The sequence below is a fragment of the Wolbachia endosymbiont (group B) of Melanargia galathea genome (assembly GCF_964030625.1).
Classification (GTDB): Bacteria; Pseudomonadota; Alphaproteobacteria; order Rickettsiales; family Anaplasmataceae; genus Wolbachia.
Genome location: NZ_OZ034910.1, coordinates 1,418,045 through 1,437,237, shown reverse-complemented (window position 1 = coordinate 1,437,237; position 19,193 = coordinate 1,418,045). Strand labels below are relative to the sequence as shown.

At 35.0% G+C, this 19,193-nt stretch carries 14 protein-coding genes and 1 pseudogene; 6 read left to right on the top strand and 9 right to left on the bottom strand.

Annotation, left to right across the window (positions count from 1 at the left end; all coding sequences use genetic code 11):
• Positions 1-304: 304 nt before the first annotated feature.
• Positions 305-586 (top strand): annotated as a pseudogene (locus AAHF52_RS06655) (transposase); the annotation flags it as partial.
• A gap of 115 nt (positions 587-701) precedes the next feature.
• Here the strand turns inward: AAHF52_RS06655 and AAHF52_RS06650 are convergent.
• The gene (locus AAHF52_RS06650) at positions 702-1,406 is read right to left on the bottom strand and encodes a ComF family protein (RefSeq protein WP_010405036.1); all 705 of its coding nucleotides are present in this window, start codon (positions 1,404-1,406) and stop codon (positions 702-704) included.
• A 51-nt stretch (positions 1,407-1,457) separates the two neighbouring features.
• The gene (gene uvrA, locus AAHF52_RS06645) at positions 1,458-4,271 is read right to left on the bottom strand and encodes an excinuclease ABC subunit UvrA (protein WP_019236961.1); all 2,814 of its coding nucleotides are present in this window, start codon (positions 4,269-4,271) and stop codon (positions 1,458-1,460) included.
• Positions 4,272-4,596: 325 nt separating this feature from the next.
• Here uvrA and AAHF52_RS06640 point away from each other — a divergent pair, with 325 nt between their 5' ends.
• Both AAHF52_RS06640 and AAHF52_RS06635 read left to right on the top strand, forming a co-directional pair.
• Entirely contained in the window at positions 4,597-5,928 is a 1,332-nt protein-coding gene (locus tag AAHF52_RS06640) for an ankyrin repeat domain-containing protein (RefSeq protein ID WP_264376763.1), read from the top strand.
• 60 nt (positions 5,929-5,988) lie between these two features.
• A complete protein-coding gene (locus AAHF52_RS06635; protein WP_264376762.1) occupies positions 5,989-6,987 on the top strand; it encodes a pyruvate dehydrogenase complex E1 component subunit beta in 999 nt (332 codons plus the stop codon).
• A gap of 2 nt (positions 6,988-6,989) precedes the next feature.
• Here the strand turns inward: AAHF52_RS06635 and AAHF52_RS06630 are convergent, their stop codons facing one another.
• Positions 6,990-7,346: a TrbC/VirB2 family protein gene (locus AAHF52_RS06630; protein ID WP_007302624.1), complete on the bottom strand. Its 357-nt coding sequence runs from the start codon at positions 7,344-7,346 to the stop codon at positions 6,990-6,992.
• Between the two features lie 199 nt (positions 7,347-7,545).
• Between AAHF52_RS06630 and lepB the strand changes: the two genes are divergently transcribed.
• Positions 7,546-8,331, top strand: coding sequence for a signal peptidase I (gene lepB / locus AAHF52_RS06625; protein WP_007302623.1), 786 nt, complete (start codon positions 7,546-7,548; stop codon positions 8,329-8,331).
• 3 nt (positions 8,332-8,334) lie between these two features.
• On the opposite strand, the gene AAHF52_RS06620 is transcribed toward lepB, so the two are convergent.
• From AAHF52_RS06620 to iscU, 4 genes are read right to left on the bottom strand one after another with little or no spacing between them, the layout of a single operon-like run.
• Positions 8,335-10,230 carry an Hsp70 family protein gene (locus tag AAHF52_RS06620; protein ID WP_019236960.1) on the bottom strand — a complete coding sequence of 632 codons (1,896 nt, stop codon included), beginning with the start codon at positions 10,228-10,230 and terminating at the stop codon, positions 8,335-8,337.
• Positions 10,208-10,666 carry an iron-sulfur cluster co-chaperone HscB C-terminal domain-containing protein gene (locus AAHF52_RS06615; protein ID WP_007302621.1) on the bottom strand — a complete coding sequence of 153 codons (459 nt, stop codon included), beginning with the start codon at positions 10,664-10,666 and terminating at the stop codon, positions 10,208-10,210. The genes AAHF52_RS06620 and AAHF52_RS06615 overlap by 23 nt, the downstream gene beginning before the upstream one ends.
• Positions 10,659-11,045, bottom strand: a complete 387-nt coding sequence (locus AAHF52_RS06610; RefSeq protein ID WP_006012614.1) for a HesB/IscA family protein — start codon at positions 11,043-11,045, stop codon at positions 10,659-10,661. Before AAHF52_RS06610 ends, AAHF52_RS06615 begins: the two co-directional genes overlap by 8 nt.
• Positions 11,046-11,050: 5 nt before the next feature.
• Positions 11,051-11,434 carry a Fe-S cluster assembly scaffold IscU gene (iscU, locus tag AAHF52_RS06605; RefSeq protein ID WP_007302620.1) on the bottom strand — a complete coding sequence of 128 codons (384 nt, stop codon included), beginning with the start codon at positions 11,432-11,434 and terminating at the stop codon, positions 11,051-11,053.
• Positions 11,435-11,610: 176 nt separating this feature from the next.
• On the opposite strand from iscU, the gene ftsY reads away from it, so the two are divergent.
• Positions 11,611-12,522, top strand: coding sequence for a signal recognition particle-docking protein FtsY (gene ftsY, locus AAHF52_RS06600; protein WP_019236959.1), 912 nt, complete (start codon positions 11,611-11,613; stop codon positions 12,520-12,522).
• Positions 12,523-13,273: 751 nt separating this feature from the next.
• On the opposite strand, the gene radA is transcribed toward ftsY, so the two are convergent.
• Positions 13,274-14,617: a DNA repair protein RadA gene (gene radA / locus AAHF52_RS06595; RefSeq protein WP_019236958.1), complete on the bottom strand. Its 1,344-nt coding sequence runs from the start codon at positions 14,615-14,617 to the stop codon at positions 13,274-13,276.
• A gap of 66 nt (positions 14,618-14,683) precedes the next feature.
• Entirely contained in the window at positions 14,684-15,955 is a 1,272-nt protein-coding gene (locus AAHF52_RS06590) for an MFS transporter (protein ID WP_052264750.1), read from the bottom strand.
• Between the two features lie 648 nt (positions 15,956-16,603).
• On the opposite strand from AAHF52_RS06590, the gene topA reads away from it, so the two are divergent.
• Positions 16,604-19,054: a type I DNA topoisomerase gene (gene topA, locus AAHF52_RS06585; RefSeq protein WP_264376761.1), complete on the top strand. Its 2,451-nt coding sequence runs from the start codon at positions 16,604-16,606 to the stop codon at positions 19,052-19,054.
• The last annotated feature ends 139 nt before the right edge of the window (positions 19,055-19,193 follow it).

The window sequence follows — 19,193 nt, the reverse complement described above, 5'->3', positions numbered from 1 at the left end:
AGAAAAAACACGGAAGTAAAAAATTTATACTGATCTTATCATATTTATTATTAGCATAATTATAAACATGGGAAAGCAAATACAAGTCAACTTATCTAAAAAAATAGTGAGAGGGTCTTATCTGGCGCAAAATGGATGGCCAACCTTAGTGAAAATTATTTTGCATCATTGAATAATAACAGCATTAAACCAGCCAGCTCTATAAGAAAACTAATAGAGGCTTTTTTACTTGTTCCAATTATTACATCCAGTGCTATTACACTAGCATGTACCTATTTTTTTCTGAATGCAGTGAGTATTCAAAAATATGATTGCAGCTTTGAATAAGGGAAAAATTATGGCGCCTATGATTTTTGAAGGCTATTGCGATACAGACGTTTTTAATAGCTAGTTCAAGCTTTTTGCTGGGTGATTTTGGATAATGCAACTTTTCATAGAAAATAAGTGACTTTGTTAAAAGTGTCGGTGCTGAAGTTATATATCTGCCTCCATATTCTCCTGATTTTAATCAAACCATTGGTTTGTTATAAAAAATTTAGCCAGAAAGAATATTCAGCTATTCGAACTATTAGAAAAAGAGCTATAATTATAGACTCCGTATACACTATAACTAGACTTTTTTTTAAGAGGAATGATACACAAGTTAGTACTAAGACACTAAACAGTTTTCAAAAATGAAAATTATACCTTAAAGCTGATTTTCATACAGTTCTTGCAAGCGATAGCACTCTCACTTCTCTGGCACCAGAGTTTAAAATTTCCTGAGAGCAAGACCTTGCGGTTGCGCCAGTTGTTACTACATCATCAACCAATATCACGATTTTGTTTTTGATAATTTCGCTGTTACTTACTTTAAAAGTATTTTTCAAATTTTTTTCACGCTGTTTAAGTGAAAGACCAGCTTGAGGTTTGGTGTGACGAATACGTTTTATTGCAAATGGTGTATAAGATAAATTAGATAACTTACTTAATTCCTTCGCGAGCAATGCTGCTTGATTATATTTACGTTTAAATAAGCGTATTTTATGTAGCGGTATAGGAACTATGACCTCTGCATTTTGAAACATGTCTTTGTTAGCTTTGTACATCCACTTTGCATAGACTTTCACATAATTTAAATTATCAAAAAATTTAAAATTTATAATCATATTTTTGCTATGTTCATCATAAGCAAAAACTGATCTTAATACTTTAAATGGTGAAGGGTTACTGATGCATTTACCACATGTATCAATGTTATCTGGAATTACTACACCACAAACATTACAGTAATGCTTAGTTAAAAAATTGATTTTTTTATTGCATTCACTACATAAATCATAACTTTTATCAATTATACGTTCACAACTTACGCATACGTTTGGAAATATGAGATCTGTAGCTTTTTTTAATAAGAGAAGATTCATGAATTAAATATGTTAGGTATACCTTTTAAAATGCTCCTCATAACCTAATTATTAAGAAATAGTCGATACTTGATCCAATAAATATGTTTTAAGATACTTGCCTGTAACGCTTTTTGGAGTCTGTGCAACTTTTTCTGGAGTTCCTACAGCAACCACTTCGCCACCTTTTACTCCACCCTCTGGACCAATATCTATTATGTAATCAGCAGTTTTTATAACATGTAAATTGTGCTCAATAACTATAACAGTATTTCCTAAATCAACTAGCCTATGGAGTATTTTCAGTAAATTATTTACATCTTCAAAATGTAACCCAGTTGTTGGCTCATCGAGAATATACAATGTTTTCCCGGTAAATCGCTTTGATAGTTCCTTAGACAGCTTTATTCGTTGTGCTTCACCCCCGGACAACGTTGTTGACGACTGTCCAAGCGTTATATAGCCAAGCCCTACTTCCTGTAAAGAAATCAACTTTTCCTTTATCATTGGAAGATTTTCAAAAAAGTCACATGCTTGATCTATTGTCATATCAAGCACATCAGAAATTGATTTTCCCTTGTAAGTAACTTCCAATGTTTCTCGGTTATACCTCTGTCCTCTACATTGCTCACATTTCACATAAACATCCGGTAGGAAATGCATCTCGATCTTTAAATGCCCATCACCTTTACAAGCTTCACATCTTCCTCCCCTGGTATTAAATGAAAATCGGCCTATATTGTAACCTCGTGCCTTCGACTCTGGGAGACCTGCAAACCAATTTCTGATGTGAGTAAACATACCAACATATGTTGCTGGATTTGATGCTGGGGTCCTACCAATTGGCGATTGATCAACTTCTATAATTTTATCTATATACTCAAGGCCTTCTATTTTGTCGCATTGACCATGCCTTGCAGATGAATGATTTATCTTGTGTGCTGAGTATTTATATAATGTTTCTATCACTAAACTTGATTTCCCTCCTCCTGATATTCCAGTAACACAAATAAAATTCCCTATAGGAAATTCAACATTTATATTTTTTAAGTTGTTCTCACAAGCATTAACTACCTTTATGAACTGAGTTGTTTGCTTTCTTCTTTTTGAAATTGAAATTTCCTTCTTTCCACTTAAATACTGTCCTGTTATGCTCTCTGAATTTTTTTGTAACTGATCTGGTGTTCCTTCTGCAACAACTTTTCCTCCGTTTACACCAGCTCCAGGACCAATATCAATCACATAATCAGCAGCCATTATTGTGTCTTCATCATGTTCAACAACAATCACAGTATTACCCATGTCTCTCAGATTTTTAAGTGTGGCAATTAATCGATCATTATCACATTGATGAAGGCCAATTGAGGGTTCGTCAAGCACGTATAGCACTCCTGTTAAACCAGAGCCAATTTGCGAAGCAAGCCTGATCCTCTGGCTTTCACCACCAGAGAGAGTGCTAGATTCACGGTCAAGTGTAAGGTAATTTAGCCCTACATTCTTTAAAAATGTCAGCCTTTTGATTATTTCGTTTAATATTTTATTTGAAATTTGCTTATGTTGTTCTGTGAGCTTGTCTGGCAAATTTTCAAACCAATCAAGGGATTCATCGACGCTGAGCCCTGATATTTCACCTATGTGTTTTTCATCAATTTTCACTGTAAGTGCTTCTTTTCTCAATCTATAGCCAGCACATTCTTTGCAGTCAGTAACAGAACAATACCTATCAATAAGTGATGCATCGTAATCCATCTGGCGTTCTAGGATACTGACCAAACCTTGAAATTTCATTTCTCTAGAGCCAAAAAGTATTAAATCCTTCACTTTTTGGTCTATATTCTTCCACGGAACATCAAGACTAAATTTGCAATTTTCAGCCAGTGACAGAATTGCATTTTTTAGCAATCCATAGTTTGTATGCACTTGACGGAATATTGATCCAATTGGCTTTAAAGCACCTTCAGATATCGAGAGCGTTTCATCTGGCACTATTAGCTTTGCATCAACACTTAGCTTTTTACCGAGCCCATTGCATGAACTGCATGCACCGTAGGGGCTGTTAAAAGAAAACAATCTTGGCTCTATTTCTTCAAGAGTAAAGCCAGACTCAGGACATGCAAAATTCTCTGAGAAAGTTAAAGTTTGACCATTTTTATACTCGGAATTGTGGTTATCAGGTAAGTTAACTATTTCTGCATACATTAAGCCATGGGCAAGTCTCAATGCTGATTCTATACTGCTTGGTAGTCGATTTCCTATATCATCTGATATGGACACTCTATCTGCAATCACAAAAATATCATGTTTCTTGTTTTTATCGAGCTTAGGCAAGTCATCTATATCACATATTTCACCGTTTATTTTTAGTCTTACGTAACCCTGCTTTTTAATTTCCAGTATCTCTTTTAGATGCTCTCCCTTTCTACCACGTACAATAGGAGCAATTATATATACTTTAGTTTCTAAAGGTAATGCTGTAATAGTATCTACAATTTGAGATACAGTCTGTTTCGTTATTGGCAATCCAGTTGCGGGTGAGTAAGGAATGCCTATTCGCGCATATATTAAGCGTAGATAGTCATAAATTTCAGTAACGGTTCCAACAGTTGATCTTGGATTTTTTGAGATCGATTTTTGGTTAATTGATATTGCAGGAGAGAGGCCTGTGATCGATTCAACGTCAGGTTTATCTTGAATATTAAGAAATTGACGTGCATAAGCCGATAGACTTTCGACGTATCGGCGTTGGCCTTCTGCATAAATCGTATCGAATGCGAGGCTAGACTTACCAGAACCACTTAGTCCAGTTATAACAACTAACTTATTTTTTGGTATATTGACATCAATACCCTGCAAATTATGCTCTCTTGCACCTTTAACTCTGATCATACTTCATGTACCTTTGACCATTACAGCCTCAAAATACATAAACTTACAACAACTTTCTACTAATTTTTTCAACTATTACGGAAAACGAAGTAGCACAACTAGTGCAAAACATTTTGCCATACAACTATATAAACATCTGTTTTCGCCAAGTTAGTTCGTACAACAAATGGTGTCATAAAAGTATGTTTTCTACAATCTCATCAAAAACATGCTTACCAATTTTTGGAAACAGGAAATTTTATTTTATATAAAATATAGAATTTTGATAAATTTAACTTTTTTGTGAGATTATGCAGCGATAAAAATAAATTTAGAGGGAAAGGTTATGGTAATAGAGAAGGAGAAGTTTTTTGAAATAATAAATGAGGTAAGTGAAAGTAGCGATTTGGATGAAGATAATTTACTTGAAAAAATAAAGAATGAGTTAAAAGGAAAAGATGCAGGAGAGTACAACAAGTTTAGTAAAAATTTTAGTAAAGAACATCAATTTAGTATAAAAATTTCAGAAGAAGCTGCAGAAGATTGGACGTTGTTACATCTTGCTACAGCATGCAACAATATGTTAATAGTGGAACTTTTACTAAAAAAGAAAGCAAGTGTTAACGCTCGAGTAAAAGATGGTTCTAAAAATGATGGGCCAACTGCTTTGCATATTGCTACTTCTTGTAGACATGAAAGCATGGTAAAACAACTACTAAGTGATGATCGAGTGAATCCTTCATTAAAAAGCAAAAATAAGACTCCAAGAGAGGTGGTAGGCAATACAGAAAATAAGGAAGCAATATTACAAATGTTAGAGGAAGCAGAAGAAAATTTTTATGCAAAGCATAAGAAAAAAACTGATATATCAGCAGATGTTATAAATTCTGTGAAACAATATAATACCATACGTAGTGGTGAACAGGCTCCTGTTACGTGCGAAAGTAGTGACAGTATAGTAAGTGAGCAATACTTACATGCTGGTGTTAAGAATATGGTAGAAAAATTTGAGTCACCGCAAAGAGGAAGTGTTACATGTAGTGGTAAACAGACTCCTATTGGTGAAAGCGTTAGTAGTGACGACAGCGGTCTAGAGTCTGAGGCTACATTTGATACTTCTTTCTGCTCCGAAATAAATCACGACGGGACAGCTAATGAAGTTGATGACCAAATTTTAGAAAGTCTGCAACCTCAAATTCAGCTGCAAGATAGACAAATTCGGAAGTTAGAAAAGCCAGGTAAAGAATTAAAACATGTTGAGAAAGAACTAGAAAAGTTAAAGAGTGACTTAGCTGGACATGAGACTCGGTTAGAAATAGTTGATAAGCTCAGTAAAGAGAATCAATCACTAAAGCAAAAAATAAAAGATCTGGAAAACGAGAATACAACACTTAATAGTGAATTAAGCAAAACCAAAGCAAATAAAGTATTACTAGAAAAAACAGAAAAAAGACAACTGTCTTTCTTAAAAATTGCTTCTGTAAACTTTACAATCATGTTGACAGTAGGTGTTGCCTTTAGTATAGCCTTCCAATTACCAATTCTATTGATGATTGCAACTTCTGTGATGTCTTCATTGATAGTCGGTGGAGTTACATACGCACTATCACCGCAACCTACTGAATTAAAAGAAGTAAGTATTCAATGCTCAGTGCAACATGATGCTTGTAAAACTTAACTTGTGCGCTTCCTGGTAATTTTGATATAGTTATTTCAGTTGAAATCTACAGGTTTACAAATGGCAATCTTAAGTGTAAGAGAAGCTTTATGCACAGCGATCAGAGAAGAAATGCAAAATGACCCTGATATATTTATCATGGGTGAAGAAGTTGCAGAGTATGATGGTGCTTATAAAGTAACGAAAGGATTACTGAAAGAGTTTGGAGAAAATAGGGTAGTTGATATACCCATTACTGAACATGGATTTGCTGGTCTTGCTGTTGGAGCAGCATTTGCTGGACTGAGGCCAATAGTCGAGTTTATGACTTTTAATTTTTCTATGCAGGCTATCGACCAAATTGTGAATTCCGCAGCAAAAACAAATTATATGTCGGGTGGACAACTTGGATGCCCTATAGTATTTCGTGGACCAAATGGAGCTGCAGCAAGAGTTGCCGCACAACATTCTCAGTGCTTTGCATCTTGGTATTCGCATGTTCCAGGTTTGAAAGTAATAGCACCTTACTTTGCCTCCGATTGCAGAGGTCTGCTTAAAGCTGCAATTCGTGACCCTAATCCGGTAATATTTCTAGAAAACGAGATCGCTTATGGACATGAGCATGAAGTTCCTGACTCTGAGCTATCAAATAAAGATTATCTACTTGAGATAGGCAAAGCTGCTGTTATACGGGAAGGAAAGGATGTAACTATCACTGCTTTTTCATTGAAACTAATGGATGCGTTAAATGCGGCAGATTTACTCTCTAGTGAAGGAATAGAAGCTGAAGTTATCGACCTCAGAACCTTAAGACCACTTGACACTGAAACAGTTATTAACTCTATTAAGAAGACCAATAGATTAGTAAGCATAGAAGAAGGTTGGCCATTTGCAGGAATAGGAGCAGAACTCTCAGCCATGATTATGGAACAAGGATTTGACTACCTTGACGCTCCGGTTGTACGGGTAACCGGCAAGGATGTCCCCTTACCTTATGCTGCAAACCTAGAAAAGAAAGCATTACCACAAGTGGAAGATATAGTTGAAGCTGTGCACCAAGTCTGCTTTAGAAAGAAATAGTCCTATTGACTCTTTTTTTTATCTCCCGTTCCACATTCTTCCATAAAAGAGGCATTTGTAGAGTTTATACCACCCATTACTTTTATGACAATAGTTTTAGCGCCAAAAAACACAGCGCAAAATACACCGAGGGCGAAAAGAGCAGGCCACGGCATTCTACCAAATATTGCAAGTAAAGCTGCTCCTATTATCACTACGGTCATAAGCGGTCCACCTATTCCCCAAACGTAGCCAATAATATTACATATTACTTGAGCAGTTGTATCGTCATTAGAGTTAGCAGCACTTCCAACATGAGAAAAAGAAATAAATAATACTATAAGTAGAATACAAAAAACCTTTCTAATTGTAGGGTTCATCCCTATACCTTAAGTTTAAATACTATAATTATATCTAAAATAGTATAATTTTTAGTAAAACTAGCATTGTGATTTATACAATATTGCATAGCAAATGATGTCTATTGGTTATCAATCACTGTCAATTACTTGAGAGCTTATTTCGACTTTCGAAAAAGAGCAATAACACCCATGAGTAAAATTTCACATTACCACTTTTATGTGTTATGATAAGCTTAAATTTATAAAGAAAATAAAATTGAAAGAATTGAGAGAGAACCGGATAGCAAGAACGAGAAAGTTTTTATCTTCACTGTTTTTTTTGCTACTAATTGCGCTATCAATACGTAGTTTTTTATTTGAGCCATTTCATATTCCTTCTGGTTCAATGAAAAGCACTCTACTTGAGGGAGATTATATTTTTACTAGTAAATATTCATATGGTTATAGTAAACACTCTTTTCCATTTTCTCCAAACATCTTTAGCGGTAGAATCTTTTATACCCCTCCGGAGCGTGGTGATATAATAGTTTTCAAGCCTACAAGAAATGACAGCATTAGATTTGTTAAGCGGGTAATAGGAATACCGGGCGATAAAGTGCAAATGATAGAGGGGGAGTTATATTTAAATGATCAGAAAGTAAAACGAAGACAAATTGAAAATTTTTTTGATTATGAGTCAAAGCGTAATATAGCAAGATACATCGAAACACTCCCGAGCGGCAAGGAGCATGAAATTCTAATAGATAATCTTTCTAATAAGTTATCATACAATACTCCAGTTTATTATGTGCCTGATGATCAATTTTTTGTTATGGGAGACAATAGAAATAATTCTTTTGATAGCAGGTTTTCTGAAATTGGGTTAATACCAACTGAAAATATAGTTGGACGCGTAAGCATGGTTGGTTTATCGTTTAAATTAGGCAAAGTTGATTGGTTGCCGTTTGATTTTAGGTTACCTATTGCTCTGAGATTTGACAGGGTACTTCACAAAGTTGTATGAACTCTATCTGTCTGCTGATTCGCATAATTCTAAAGCAGAGTTTTCTAACTCAGAGATAGCATTATTAATGTTGTCTAAGTCATTTTCCTGTAAAGCGTCTTTTGCGTTCTGTAGTAAAATTTTTAACTTTTGCTCAGTGGAAACATTTTCAACTAGATGTATGAGCTTGTTACCGTTAATTTTAGCCTCTGCAAGGGAACGAGCCTTCATGTCTTCATCAAAGTTACTTACTGACTGATTGACCATATCTTGAATATCTTCTTCATTTAAGCCAGAGCTTGAATTTATTTTAACTGTCTGTTCGACTCCAGTAGTTTTTTCTCTTGCAGTGACAGTCAATATTCCATCAATGCTAACTGTAAATCCTATTTCAACTTTTGCAGAACCTGCAGGCAATTGTGGTATACCTTTGAGTTCAAATCGTGCTAGAGATTTATTATCTTTTATCATTTCACGTTCTCCTTGACAAACGTGAATTTTCATTGCTGTTTGCCCGTTAGCGTAAGTTGTAAACTCTTTTATTTCTGAAACTGGTAGTGGTGTATTTCTTGGTATAATTTTTTCAACTATTCCCCCCATAGTTTCTATGCCAAGTGATAAAGGCAGCACATCAAGGAGAATATTCCTATCTTTTGAGTTTGAAGTTAAATAATGAGCCTGCAAAGCTGCCCCATTGGCAACTGCTTTGTCCGGATCCACATCATTCAGCACTTTATTGCCAAAGAGTTTGATTAGTGAATTTTGCACTAATGGCACTCTAGTTGCGCCACCAACTAAAATTACCCCTTTTATATCATCGATTTTAAGATCTATGTTGCTTATAGTACGAGTAACTATATTTATAGTCTTATTAACCAAAGGACTGATTGCTTGCTCGAATTCTTCTTTGGTAATTTTGCACTTAAATAATTCACCATTGATGCTGAATTCAAAAGTGCCAGAGGTATCTTCACTTAGGTACTCTTTTATAGCACGTATATTGCAGATACCAGTTTTAGTGTATGAATGTTGTAATTTGTAGGTAGTTGTATCAGATGGTGCAGTGCTTGACACTGGAATCCAGTTCTTATTATATAACTTTCTGGTGTGTTCACTTGCAATCAAACTTTCTGGATCCCAGTGTCGGAGCACTGGGATGACACTAGAGCATTTTTTATTTAAACCTACCTGTTCTCTATACTTTTCAAGCACGATTAAACTAAGTAGATGATCAAAATCATCACCACCAAGTTTAGTATCACCACCAACTGCAAGAACTTGAAACACTCCTTGATGTAATTTTAATATTGAAATGTCAAATGTTCCACCACCGAGGTCATAAACTGCATATATGCCACTGTTATTGTTCTTTTCAATGGAGTAAGAAAGTGCTGCAGCGGTTGGTTCATTAATGAGGCGAAGAACATCTATGCCAGCTAATTTTGCTGCATATTTGGTTGCGTTACGTGCTGAATCATCAAAATAAGCTGGTACAGTAATCACTGCTTTGTTAACTTTCATCCCTGTGAATTTTTTTACCCTCTTGCATAGAGTTTTTAGTATCTCAGCAGAGATCTCAATAGGAGTGAGATACTTTTCTTCTGAGCATTTTACCCTAATAACTTTTTCACTTTCGTTATCTATTTCACAATTGATACCTTCTTTATGCAAGTCTTTAACACTTTTACCCATTAAGCGTTTTATAGAGCAGATAGCGTTTTCGCCAACATCGTAGCCTACTTTTAGTACATCCTTTTCATATGAAATGACAGAAGGTAATAGTTCACGACCTTGCTCATCTTTAAATATTTCTACATTGCCAGCTTTATTTACCATGGCAATTAAAGAGTTAGTAGTTCCAAGATCTATACCAAAAACTACCTCATTTAAACTTGGTTCAGAAATTTGAACTGGCCGCATTTTCCTTTATCTCCTCAAATGACTTATATAAATATCTCAATCTAAAAACTTGCGTAGCAGCTTCATCAAAATTTTTTGTAGCAAAAGCATTAATTAGGTTTTTAGTACAATCTTTTACCTTTTCATCAATCATCCTACTTGCAAATTGTAAATCATCGCAGTCTAGAAAGTATTCTCTTATTTCCATTGATTCATTTAATATTTCAGGATCAAGATGCTCTTTTTTGCTTTTTACGTCAAAAAGATCCAACAAATGTTCGGCACGCTTTAGCGGTGACTTCAGTACCTGATAAGCTTTGTTGATATTTTCCATACTTTTGGACTCTCTTTCATTTATATCAGTTTTGCTTAGCTCAATATATTTTTTCTCCAGCTCATCAAAGCTGATGTTAAAAGCCGGTTCAATTCCAAATAATGTGAAATGGTTGCTAGACATGAAAACTCTCTCCACAACCACATTTTCCTTTCTCATTAGGATTTTTGAAAATAAAACCTGATGAGAATTTTTCCTCTACATAATCCATTTCAGAGCCAAGGATAAACATGATAGATTTTGGATCGATCAGCACCTTGACTTTTTGATCATCACTGCAGCTTTCTTCAATTACCGACTCCAAAGGACGAACATCATATGCATACTCAATATCATATTTTAAACCAGAGCATCCTTTTTGCTTAATTAGAACTCTTATTCCTATTGCTTCTTCAAGGTTAGCATGCTTCTTTTTGTCCAATAAAAACCTTACCCTCTCTACTGCATTTGCAGTTAGAGTGATAGGTTTTTTAACAGAATTTACTCCTTGAAATTCACTCATATTCCTCAATGTTTTTGTTTATTTTGATAATCATGAATAGCAGCTTTTATAGCATCCTCAGCAAGTACTGAACAGTGTATCTTTACTGGCGGCAAAGACAATTCTTCCACTATTTGAGTATTCTTTATCTTTGTTACATTCTCAATAGTTTTTCCTTTGATCATTTCTGTAAGCAAAGAACTTGAAGCTATAGCAGAACCACAACCAAAAGTTTTAAATTTTGCGTCTTCAATAACACCTTTATCGTTGACCTTTATTTGCAGTTTCATTACATCTCCGCATGATGGTGCACCAACTAAACCAGTACCAACATTTGGATCATTTTTATCCAGAGAACCAACATTCCTTGGATTTTCGTAATGATCTAAAATTTTCTCATTATAACTCATAGATTACCCGTAAACCATTACTTACATTATAACATATTTAGGTTAAAAACTAAAGTAAAATACACTAGCAAGCAGTACATTTTACTCACAAAATATATAGGTTACGAGTGTATTTACTTTACAAATACATATAGTGCATGTCATTCTTTATATGGTAATTTTGAAAGGAGTATTTCTTGAGTTTATTCAGTAATCTTTATCAAGGACTATTAAAAACCTCCTCCCGTTTTAGTGATGGAGTAAAAAATATTTTTTCTGGCAAAAAAAAATTAGATCAGTCGCTTTTAGATGATCTGGAAGAGCTGCTGATTAGCATGGATATAGGTCATAAAACTTCTAGATTGCTTATTGATAAGCTCGCAAGTATCAAATTTGAATCAGAAGTTGAACATAACATTATCACACAGCAGTTAATGAGCGAAATAGAAACAATATTAAACCCTGTTGTGCAGCCGCTCATTTTGAATAAAAAACCACACATAATAATGGTGTGCGGAGTGAATGGTAATGGAAAAACTACAACTATAGGTAAACTTGCCTATAAATATAAGGAAAAAGGAAAATCCGTTATGCTTGTTGCGTGCGACACATTCAGAGCTGCTGCGAGTGAGCAATTAAATATTTGGGCAGAACGTTCTGATTGCTCTATTGTTACTGGAGAACACGGTAGCGATTCTGCAAGTGTGGCATATAGAGCTGTAAATCAAGCGATAAAAGATAGCGTTGATGTTGTTTTAATTGATACAGCAGGAAGGCTACAAAACAATGTAAATCTCATGCAAGAGCTGTCAAAAATACATAGAACGATAAAGAAATTGGATGATACTGCTCCTCATGATGTTATTTTGGTTCTTGATGCAACTACTGGCCAAAATGCTTATAGCCAATTAGAGGCCTTTAGTAAAATGGTTGGTGTTACCGGGTTAATTGTAACAAAGCTAGATGGTACTGCCAAAGGTGGAGTAGTGATTGGGCTTGCAGAAGCTTATAAGGTGAAATTACACGCTATAGGAATTGGTGAAAGTATAGAAGACCTGAGGGAATTTACTGGCAAAGAGTTTGCTGAAGCGCTGTTTAAATGTGATTGAAGATCTCTTTAATTTTCTCATATGACCAAGCTTAATTATCATGAGAAGCCGTTTTTAGATGGTCTCATTCCAGCATGTGACGCTGGTTGCAAGTGATTATTGGGTTGGGTGAGCCGTTAACGTATAAAAATTACTTCCGCATATTTTCAATCTCATTATAATTACAAATAGAGATATTTTAAGAGCTCAAAATCTATCTTTAGTCTGCAGACTTTTTAATCAAACTTATTAAAAAATGTATTCTTCAGTGTATATCTGTCGTATGTGCACTGCATTTTTTTTCTAACTCTTTTTTACACAGGAGGATTTTATGTCCAGAATTCCAGATACTTGACCTTTACTTTAGCTAATAATGGGCGCCTATGGTTTTAGAAAGTGTAGGAAATAGAAACGTTTCTGTTTTTTGAGTAATTAAAAACCACTTCAGCTTGTCACTCATGCCTAAAAAGCAATTATATTAATGTAATATTGATACTTGTATACCAACATAAATATATTTTAAAAATTTAAGGAGTATATTATGACAATGTCTACCACAAATTAGTGAGAAATTAGCAGCTAGCGCAAAAAGTCTCTTTGATGAGAGCGAAAAATTATTGCTTATAGCAGAGGAAATATATAATCAAGATCCAATGAATTTTTAATTACAGTAAAAACAGTAAAAAAAGAAGCCAGTGTCACCTACTCAGATGACATTATGGAAGCTGGGATGACACCCTTCCCACAAGCAAAATGTTCATGCAGATAATATTTAATTGTGATTGAAGACCTCTTTTAACTCTTTTATATGACCAAGCTTAATTATCTCAATATCATGAGAAGAATAATTGCCATTTTTAGGCATAATCGCTTTTTTAAATCCTAACTTTTGTGCTTCCCTTAGTCTGAGATCAGCATGCGAAACATTTCTAATTTCTCCTGAAAGTGCAACTTCACCGCAGATTATTGAAGAAGTTAGTAGCGGTAAATTTACTAAACTTGAAATAAGGGAAGCAGCAACAGCAAGATCAGCTGATGGTTCCTGTATTTTGAGTCCTCCCGCAATGTTTAGGTATACTTCTTTATCATGCAAAAACATTTTACAACGAGCACTTAGAACCGCGATTATCATAGCTAATCTATTAATATCCCAACCAACTACTGCTCTTCTTGGAGTTGCCATATTAGTCCTTGCTATTAATGCTTGCACTTCCATTAAGATTGGTCTTGAGCCTTCAACTCCTGCAAATACGGCGCTGCCAACTACTTCTCTATCATGTACGGTCAAGAATAATGATGATGGATTATCAACAGGCATGAGTCCTGCTTCAGACATCTCAAAAACACCAATTTCATTTGCAGGGCCAAATCTATTTTTAATAGTGCGTAAAATGCGATATTGATTACTATTTTCACCCTCAAAATATAGTACTGTATCTACCATATGCTCCAGGGTTTTAGGTCCTGCTATTTGTCCATCTTTCGTTATATGGCCAACTATTAAGAGAGAAACACTATATTGCTTTGCAAGAACAGTCAATTCATGAGCGCAGGTACGGACTTGAGTTACAGTTCCTGGTGCTGATGTGACTTTGCTATCATACATAGTTTGTATAGAATCAATTATCAAGAACTTAATACTTTTATTTTTCCTTATTGTTGCTACTACATCAGTTAAAGATACTGTAGATAAAAGCTTAATTTTAGGTTCATTTATCTTAAGACGCTTTGCTCTGAGGCTCACTTGCTCTAAAGATTCCTCGCCAGATACATAAAGACATTCAAAAGAGGAAAGTTGTACAACATTAGCTGCAATCCTAAGCAAAAGAGTAGATTTGCCAATTCCAGGTTCACCACCAATTAAAATGCTAGCACCTTGAACGATACCTCCACCAAAAACTCTATCTAACTCTTCTATTCCTGTTAAAAAACGATCGGGGGTAATAATTTCACTATCTGATAACGCTTTTATTGAAATTGGTGCAGATGTACTTCTCGTTTCTGTTTTTAGTACTATTTCTTCGACAACCGTATCCCAACTGTCACATGCAATACACCTTCCTACCCACCTTCCAGTGCTATGACCGCAGAATTGACATACGTATGCAGTTTTCATAAAAGCCAAAATTATAATTCTAATAAAAATTAGCTAAATAAGTGAAATAAATTTAAATAGAGAAAATTACCAATCACACTTTTTATCTTGTGGTTTTATTTGCAATATTGCTACTAAGCTGACTAATAAGCAAAAAATTACATAAAGCCCAGCAGCAAAGTCTATTTTAGGAAACATTATAGTAAACCCAGTGCATATCATAGGAGTAAATCCACCATGCAGGGCATAAGAAATGTTACGTGATAAACTCACACCACTAAATCTAACATTAGTAGGAAAAAGCTCAGCAGTAACTATCCCTATAGGATTAATACCCCTCTCGATTATAGAAAGAGCCATAACACTCAACATGATTATAAGATAGCTTTTATAGTAATATGCAATAGATAACATAGGACAACATAATACCATTGTTATCACTATAAATAAGATTGCAGTGCGTTCTCTTCCTGTTTTATCAGCTAAAATTCCAAGCATTATTGAAGATATCGGCATTAATATACTGGTTATAATGAGTACAACTTCGTTGACATACGTTGTTACATAAGTTTCAACAGACACTATTTCTTTTGCAATTGTTCTAAGAAATATGGTAAATCCAACAGCAACATTAACAGGTACAGATATTAAAATGGCAAGTATCAGGGCTCTTTTATAGCGTTTTGTAAGCTCTATTATTGGTAAATTAGGTAAATTTCTTTGTTCTCGATTTTTTTCATACACTGGAGTTTCTCCTAGTGTATATATACTATATGCGCTTATTAATCCTAAAATGGCTGAAAAAATAAACGGCAGCCTCCAACCCCAAGCGTTAAAATCAGTGGTTTTTTTACAGATGATCACTGCAACCACAGAGAGCAATATGCCAATAGAGCGACCAAAACTTATTATTCCAAAAAACATTCCTAGTTTTTTCTTATTAGGTAAATGCTCTATGAGATAAACAGAGCTACCTCCTTGCTCAGCGCCAAGTGCAACCCCTTGTATCAGATGGATTGTAAGAAGCAACATAGTAGAGGTTATTCCTATTTTACTATAACTTGGAATAAACGCAACGAGACTAGAAGGAATCGATATTAGCAAGATAGCAATCGTTAACGCCATTCTCCTTCCATACCTATCACCAATGTGACCAAATACAGATGCACCAAGTGGTCTTACCATTGCACCCAGTCCTGCAATTCCAAACAATTGCAATATGCTGTAGTAGATATCTTTTGCATAACAAAATTCTCTACTAATTATATTAACCAGATCAATAAAGAGCATATGGTCATACCATATTGCGATTCTACAGAGTATTGTTGCAATCAATACTCTTGTTTGTTGATTGTACACTTAGTTTAATTTGTAAATGTCTACTTATTTTTATTTTGGCTGCTTTTTAGAACTTTGCAACTCAAGCGTATGGCTTATATGTAAATATTATTAAAATTGGAACTTGCATAACCAGCCAGTCTGGGATCAAATAAAAAAATCTGGTCATCCGCTGGAATGACATGGTGGAATGTGTCATTCCAGTACTCCTTTTCTTGTCATCCCAGTGCTCCGACACTGGGATGACACCTCTCTTAAATTACTTTAGCTACAAATATCAAGAAATTTACCAAGTAGAAAAAAGACAAAAGAAACCCCCTATTAGCTAGCTCTAATCCTGAAAATTGGCCTGTCTTAAACAGCCCGTTTCAGCTTATATGGTTAAAAAACTGGAAGTTTTGTAAAGAAATAAGATGCACATAGTGCAAAAAATTAAAAATAAGACGACAACTGCGTTATGCTTTTGTCGTTTAATCTGCACAGACGAAGATAAATAGTATAGCGTTATCCTTATGGTAAGGGAGTTGAAAAAATTTATAAAGCAGGTTCTTTCATTAGTTTTTTTGCGAACATCAAACAATTACTTAGAAAAATTGGAAAGACCATTAAAATATTTTTTTACTTTTTATTCTATATATTTCAACATATTACCTTTAAGTACTAATAATTATGGCATTATTAATAGTTGAGTCGCCAGCAAAGGCAAAGACGATAGGTAAATATTTGAGTAAAGAATTCAAAGTAGCTGCATCTTTTGGCCACGTCAGAGATCTGCCAGCGAAGAATGGTTCTGTTGATCCTGATAATGACTTTGCCATGAAGTATGAGATTATTGAAAAAGCAGAAAAGTATGTAAAAGAGTTAGTCAAGGAAGCTAGTAAAACATCAGATATATACCTTGCAACAGATCCAGACAGAGAAGGGGAAGCAATAGCTTGGAATGTGATAGAGGCACTAAAGGAAAGAAAAGCAATCAATGATGAAAGTAACATTCATAGAGTAGTCTTTAACGAAATAACAAAAAGAGCAGTGCAAGAAGCTATAAAAAATCCACGTGAAATTAATATGGACTTAGTGCGTGCACAGCAAGCACGCAGAGCTTTGGATTATCTAGTTGGATTTAGCTTGTCACCGCTGCTGTGGACAAAATTGTCGGGAAGCAAATCTGCAGGGCGAGTGCAGTCTGTTGCATTAAAGCTTATATGCGAACGAGAAGATGAAATTAGTAAATTTATAACACAGGAGTATTGGAGCATAAAGGCAGAAATGCAAAATAGCAAAGATGAGGCTTTTTTTGCTATGCTAAGCCACTATGACAATAAAAAGCTAGAAAAATTTGATATTAAGAATGAAGAAGAGGCAAAGAACTTAGTCAGGGAGATCGAGTCAAGGCAGTATGCTGTAAGCACAGTAGAACGCAAGCAAGTTAAGAGAAACCCGCTTCCTCCATTTATCACCTCAAGTCTTCAGCAAGATGCAGTGAATAAACTGTATTTTAATGTGAAAAATGTTATGCGAGTAGCGCAAAATTTATATGAAGGTATCAATATTGGTGGTGAAACCGTAGGGTTGATAACTTACATGCGTACAGATGGGTTTCATATTGCAGATGAGGCTATAAACTCAATCAGGGGATCAATTAAGTCATTATATGGTGATAAATATTTACCGCATTCTCCTCGTAAATATGTAAAAAAGGTCAAAAATGCTCAAGAAGCACATGAAGCAATCCGGCCAACTGATATTAATAGAACACCGGGTAGTATTAAGGATTACTTAACGCCAGAGCAATTTAAATTATACGATTTAATCTGGAAAAGAACCATCGCAAGTCAAATGGAATCGGCGATTCTTGATCAAGTGGTAGTTGAAATTAGTTCTATTGACCAGAAAGTGATTCTGCGAGCAAGTGGATCAAGTATATTCTTTGATGGTTTTTATAAAGTTTATCAAGATAACATAGAAGCCGAAAATGAAGGCCTGCTACCTGCCATGAAGGAAGAGGAAGCGTGCAAGTTGATTTCTGTTGATCCGAAACAGCATTTTACTCAACCGCCACCTCGTTATAGTGAAGCGAGTATAGTAAAAAAAATGGAAGAAGTCGGTATAGGTCGCCCATCAACTTATGCAACAATTATTTCGGTATTACAAGATCGTGAATATGTTTCATTGGATAACAAAAGATTTATTCCAAGCAGCCGCGGTAAGATCGTGACTATATTTTTGGAAACTTTTTTTCAGCGTTGTGTAGAGTATGACTTTACAGCACAAATGGAAGAAAGGCTTGATTCAATCTCAAATGGACATGGAGATTGGAAAAAAGAACTAGGCTATTTTTGGGTGCCATTTTTTAATCATGTAAATTCTGTTAAGCAAATGACACATGATGAGATTTTTAGTGGTATTCATGATTTGGTAGTCAATTGGTTTTGCTCAGAGGAAGGAAAGGAAGAAATAGGTAAAAAATGTCCTAATTGCTCTGGTGGTATATTGAAATTAAATTTTGGAAAAGCCGGTGTGTTTCTTGGATGTTCTAACTATCCTGCATGCAATCATACAAAAGAAATTACGGGCAGTAATGACAATTCAGAATATCCAAAAAGTTTGGGTATAGATGATGTGACAGGCCAAGAGATAATGATCAAAAAAGGTCCTTTTGGACTTTATCTGGAGTTTAATAGTGAGTCAGAAAAGAAAAAAAAGATTTCTGTACCAAAAGATATAAATGTTAATGATATTGATCTAAATACCGCCACTCGATTACTTTCCCTGCCGAAAATAATCGGAGAACACCCAGAAACTGGAAAGGAAGTAAAAATAGGTCTTGGACGATTTGGGTACTATATTCTCTATGATGGTCGATACTTTTCTCTTAAAAAAAGCTCTAAGGAGGTATTAGACACACAATTAAACGAAGCTATACAAATTATTGAGAGCAGCCCACGCAAAGAGCTAAAATCTCTTGGTTTTAATGAAAAGGGAAAAGAAGTTTTTATCTGCAACGGTAGGTACGGATTCTATATAAAATGCGGTAAAACAAACGTTGCTTTGGGCAAGAATGCAGATATTGAAAGTATAGATCTGAAGAAGGCTTTAGAGTTAATTAAGAATAAAAAGTAGACTTCTTGCATAACCATTCTTTATATGTTCTTTATTGTTGTTCCAGCCCTACACGCTGGAACTGAGAAAAAAAGAGACTGAATGACAGGAAAGAAGTTACTGCGGCCGCTACTAAGTCAGCAGCTGCAGTAGTGTGACG

Coding starts and splice junctions, on each gene's coding strand:
- AAHF52_RS06650 (WP_010405036.1), bottom strand. CDS start 1,406: ATGAATCTTCTCTTATTAAAAAAAGCTACAGATCTCATATTTCCAAAC.
- uvrA (WP_019236961.1), bottom strand. CDS start 4,271: ATGATCAGAGTTAAAGGTGCAAGAGAGCATAATTTGCAGGGTATTGAT.
- AAHF52_RS06640 (WP_264376763.1), top strand. CDS start 4,597: ATGGTAATAGAGAAGGAGAAGTTTTTTGAAATAATAAATGAGGTAAGT.
- AAHF52_RS06635 (WP_264376762.1), top strand. CDS start 5,989: ATGGCAATCTTAAGTGTAAGAGAAGCTTTATGCACAGCGATCAGAGAA.
- AAHF52_RS06630 (WP_007302624.1), bottom strand. CDS start 7,346: ATGAACCCTACAATTAGAAAGGTTTTTTGTATTCTACTTATAGTATTA.
- lepB (WP_007302623.1), top strand. CDS start 7,546: ATGTGTTATGATAAGCTTAAATTTATAAAGAAAATAAAATTGAAAGAA.
- AAHF52_RS06620 (WP_019236960.1), bottom strand. CDS start 10,230: ATGCGGCCAGTTCAAATTTCTGAACCAAGTTTAAATGAGGTAGTTTTT.
- AAHF52_RS06615 (WP_007302621.1), bottom strand. CDS start 10,666: ATGTCTAGCAACCATTTCACATTATTTGGAATTGAACCGGCTTTTAAC.
- AAHF52_RS06610 (WP_006012614.1), bottom strand. CDS start 11,045: ATGAGTGAATTTCAAGGAGTAAATTCTGTTAAAAAACCTATCACTCTA.
- iscU (WP_007302620.1), bottom strand. CDS start 11,434: ATGAGTTATAATGAGAAAATTTTAGATCATTACGAAAATCCAAGGAAT.
- radA (WP_019236958.1), bottom strand. CDS start 14,617: ATGAAAACTGCATACGTATGTCAATTCTGCGGTCATAGCACTGGAAGG.
- topA (WP_264376761.1), top strand. CDS start 16,604: ATGGCATTATTAATAGTTGAGTCGCCAGCAAAGGCAAAGACGATAGGT.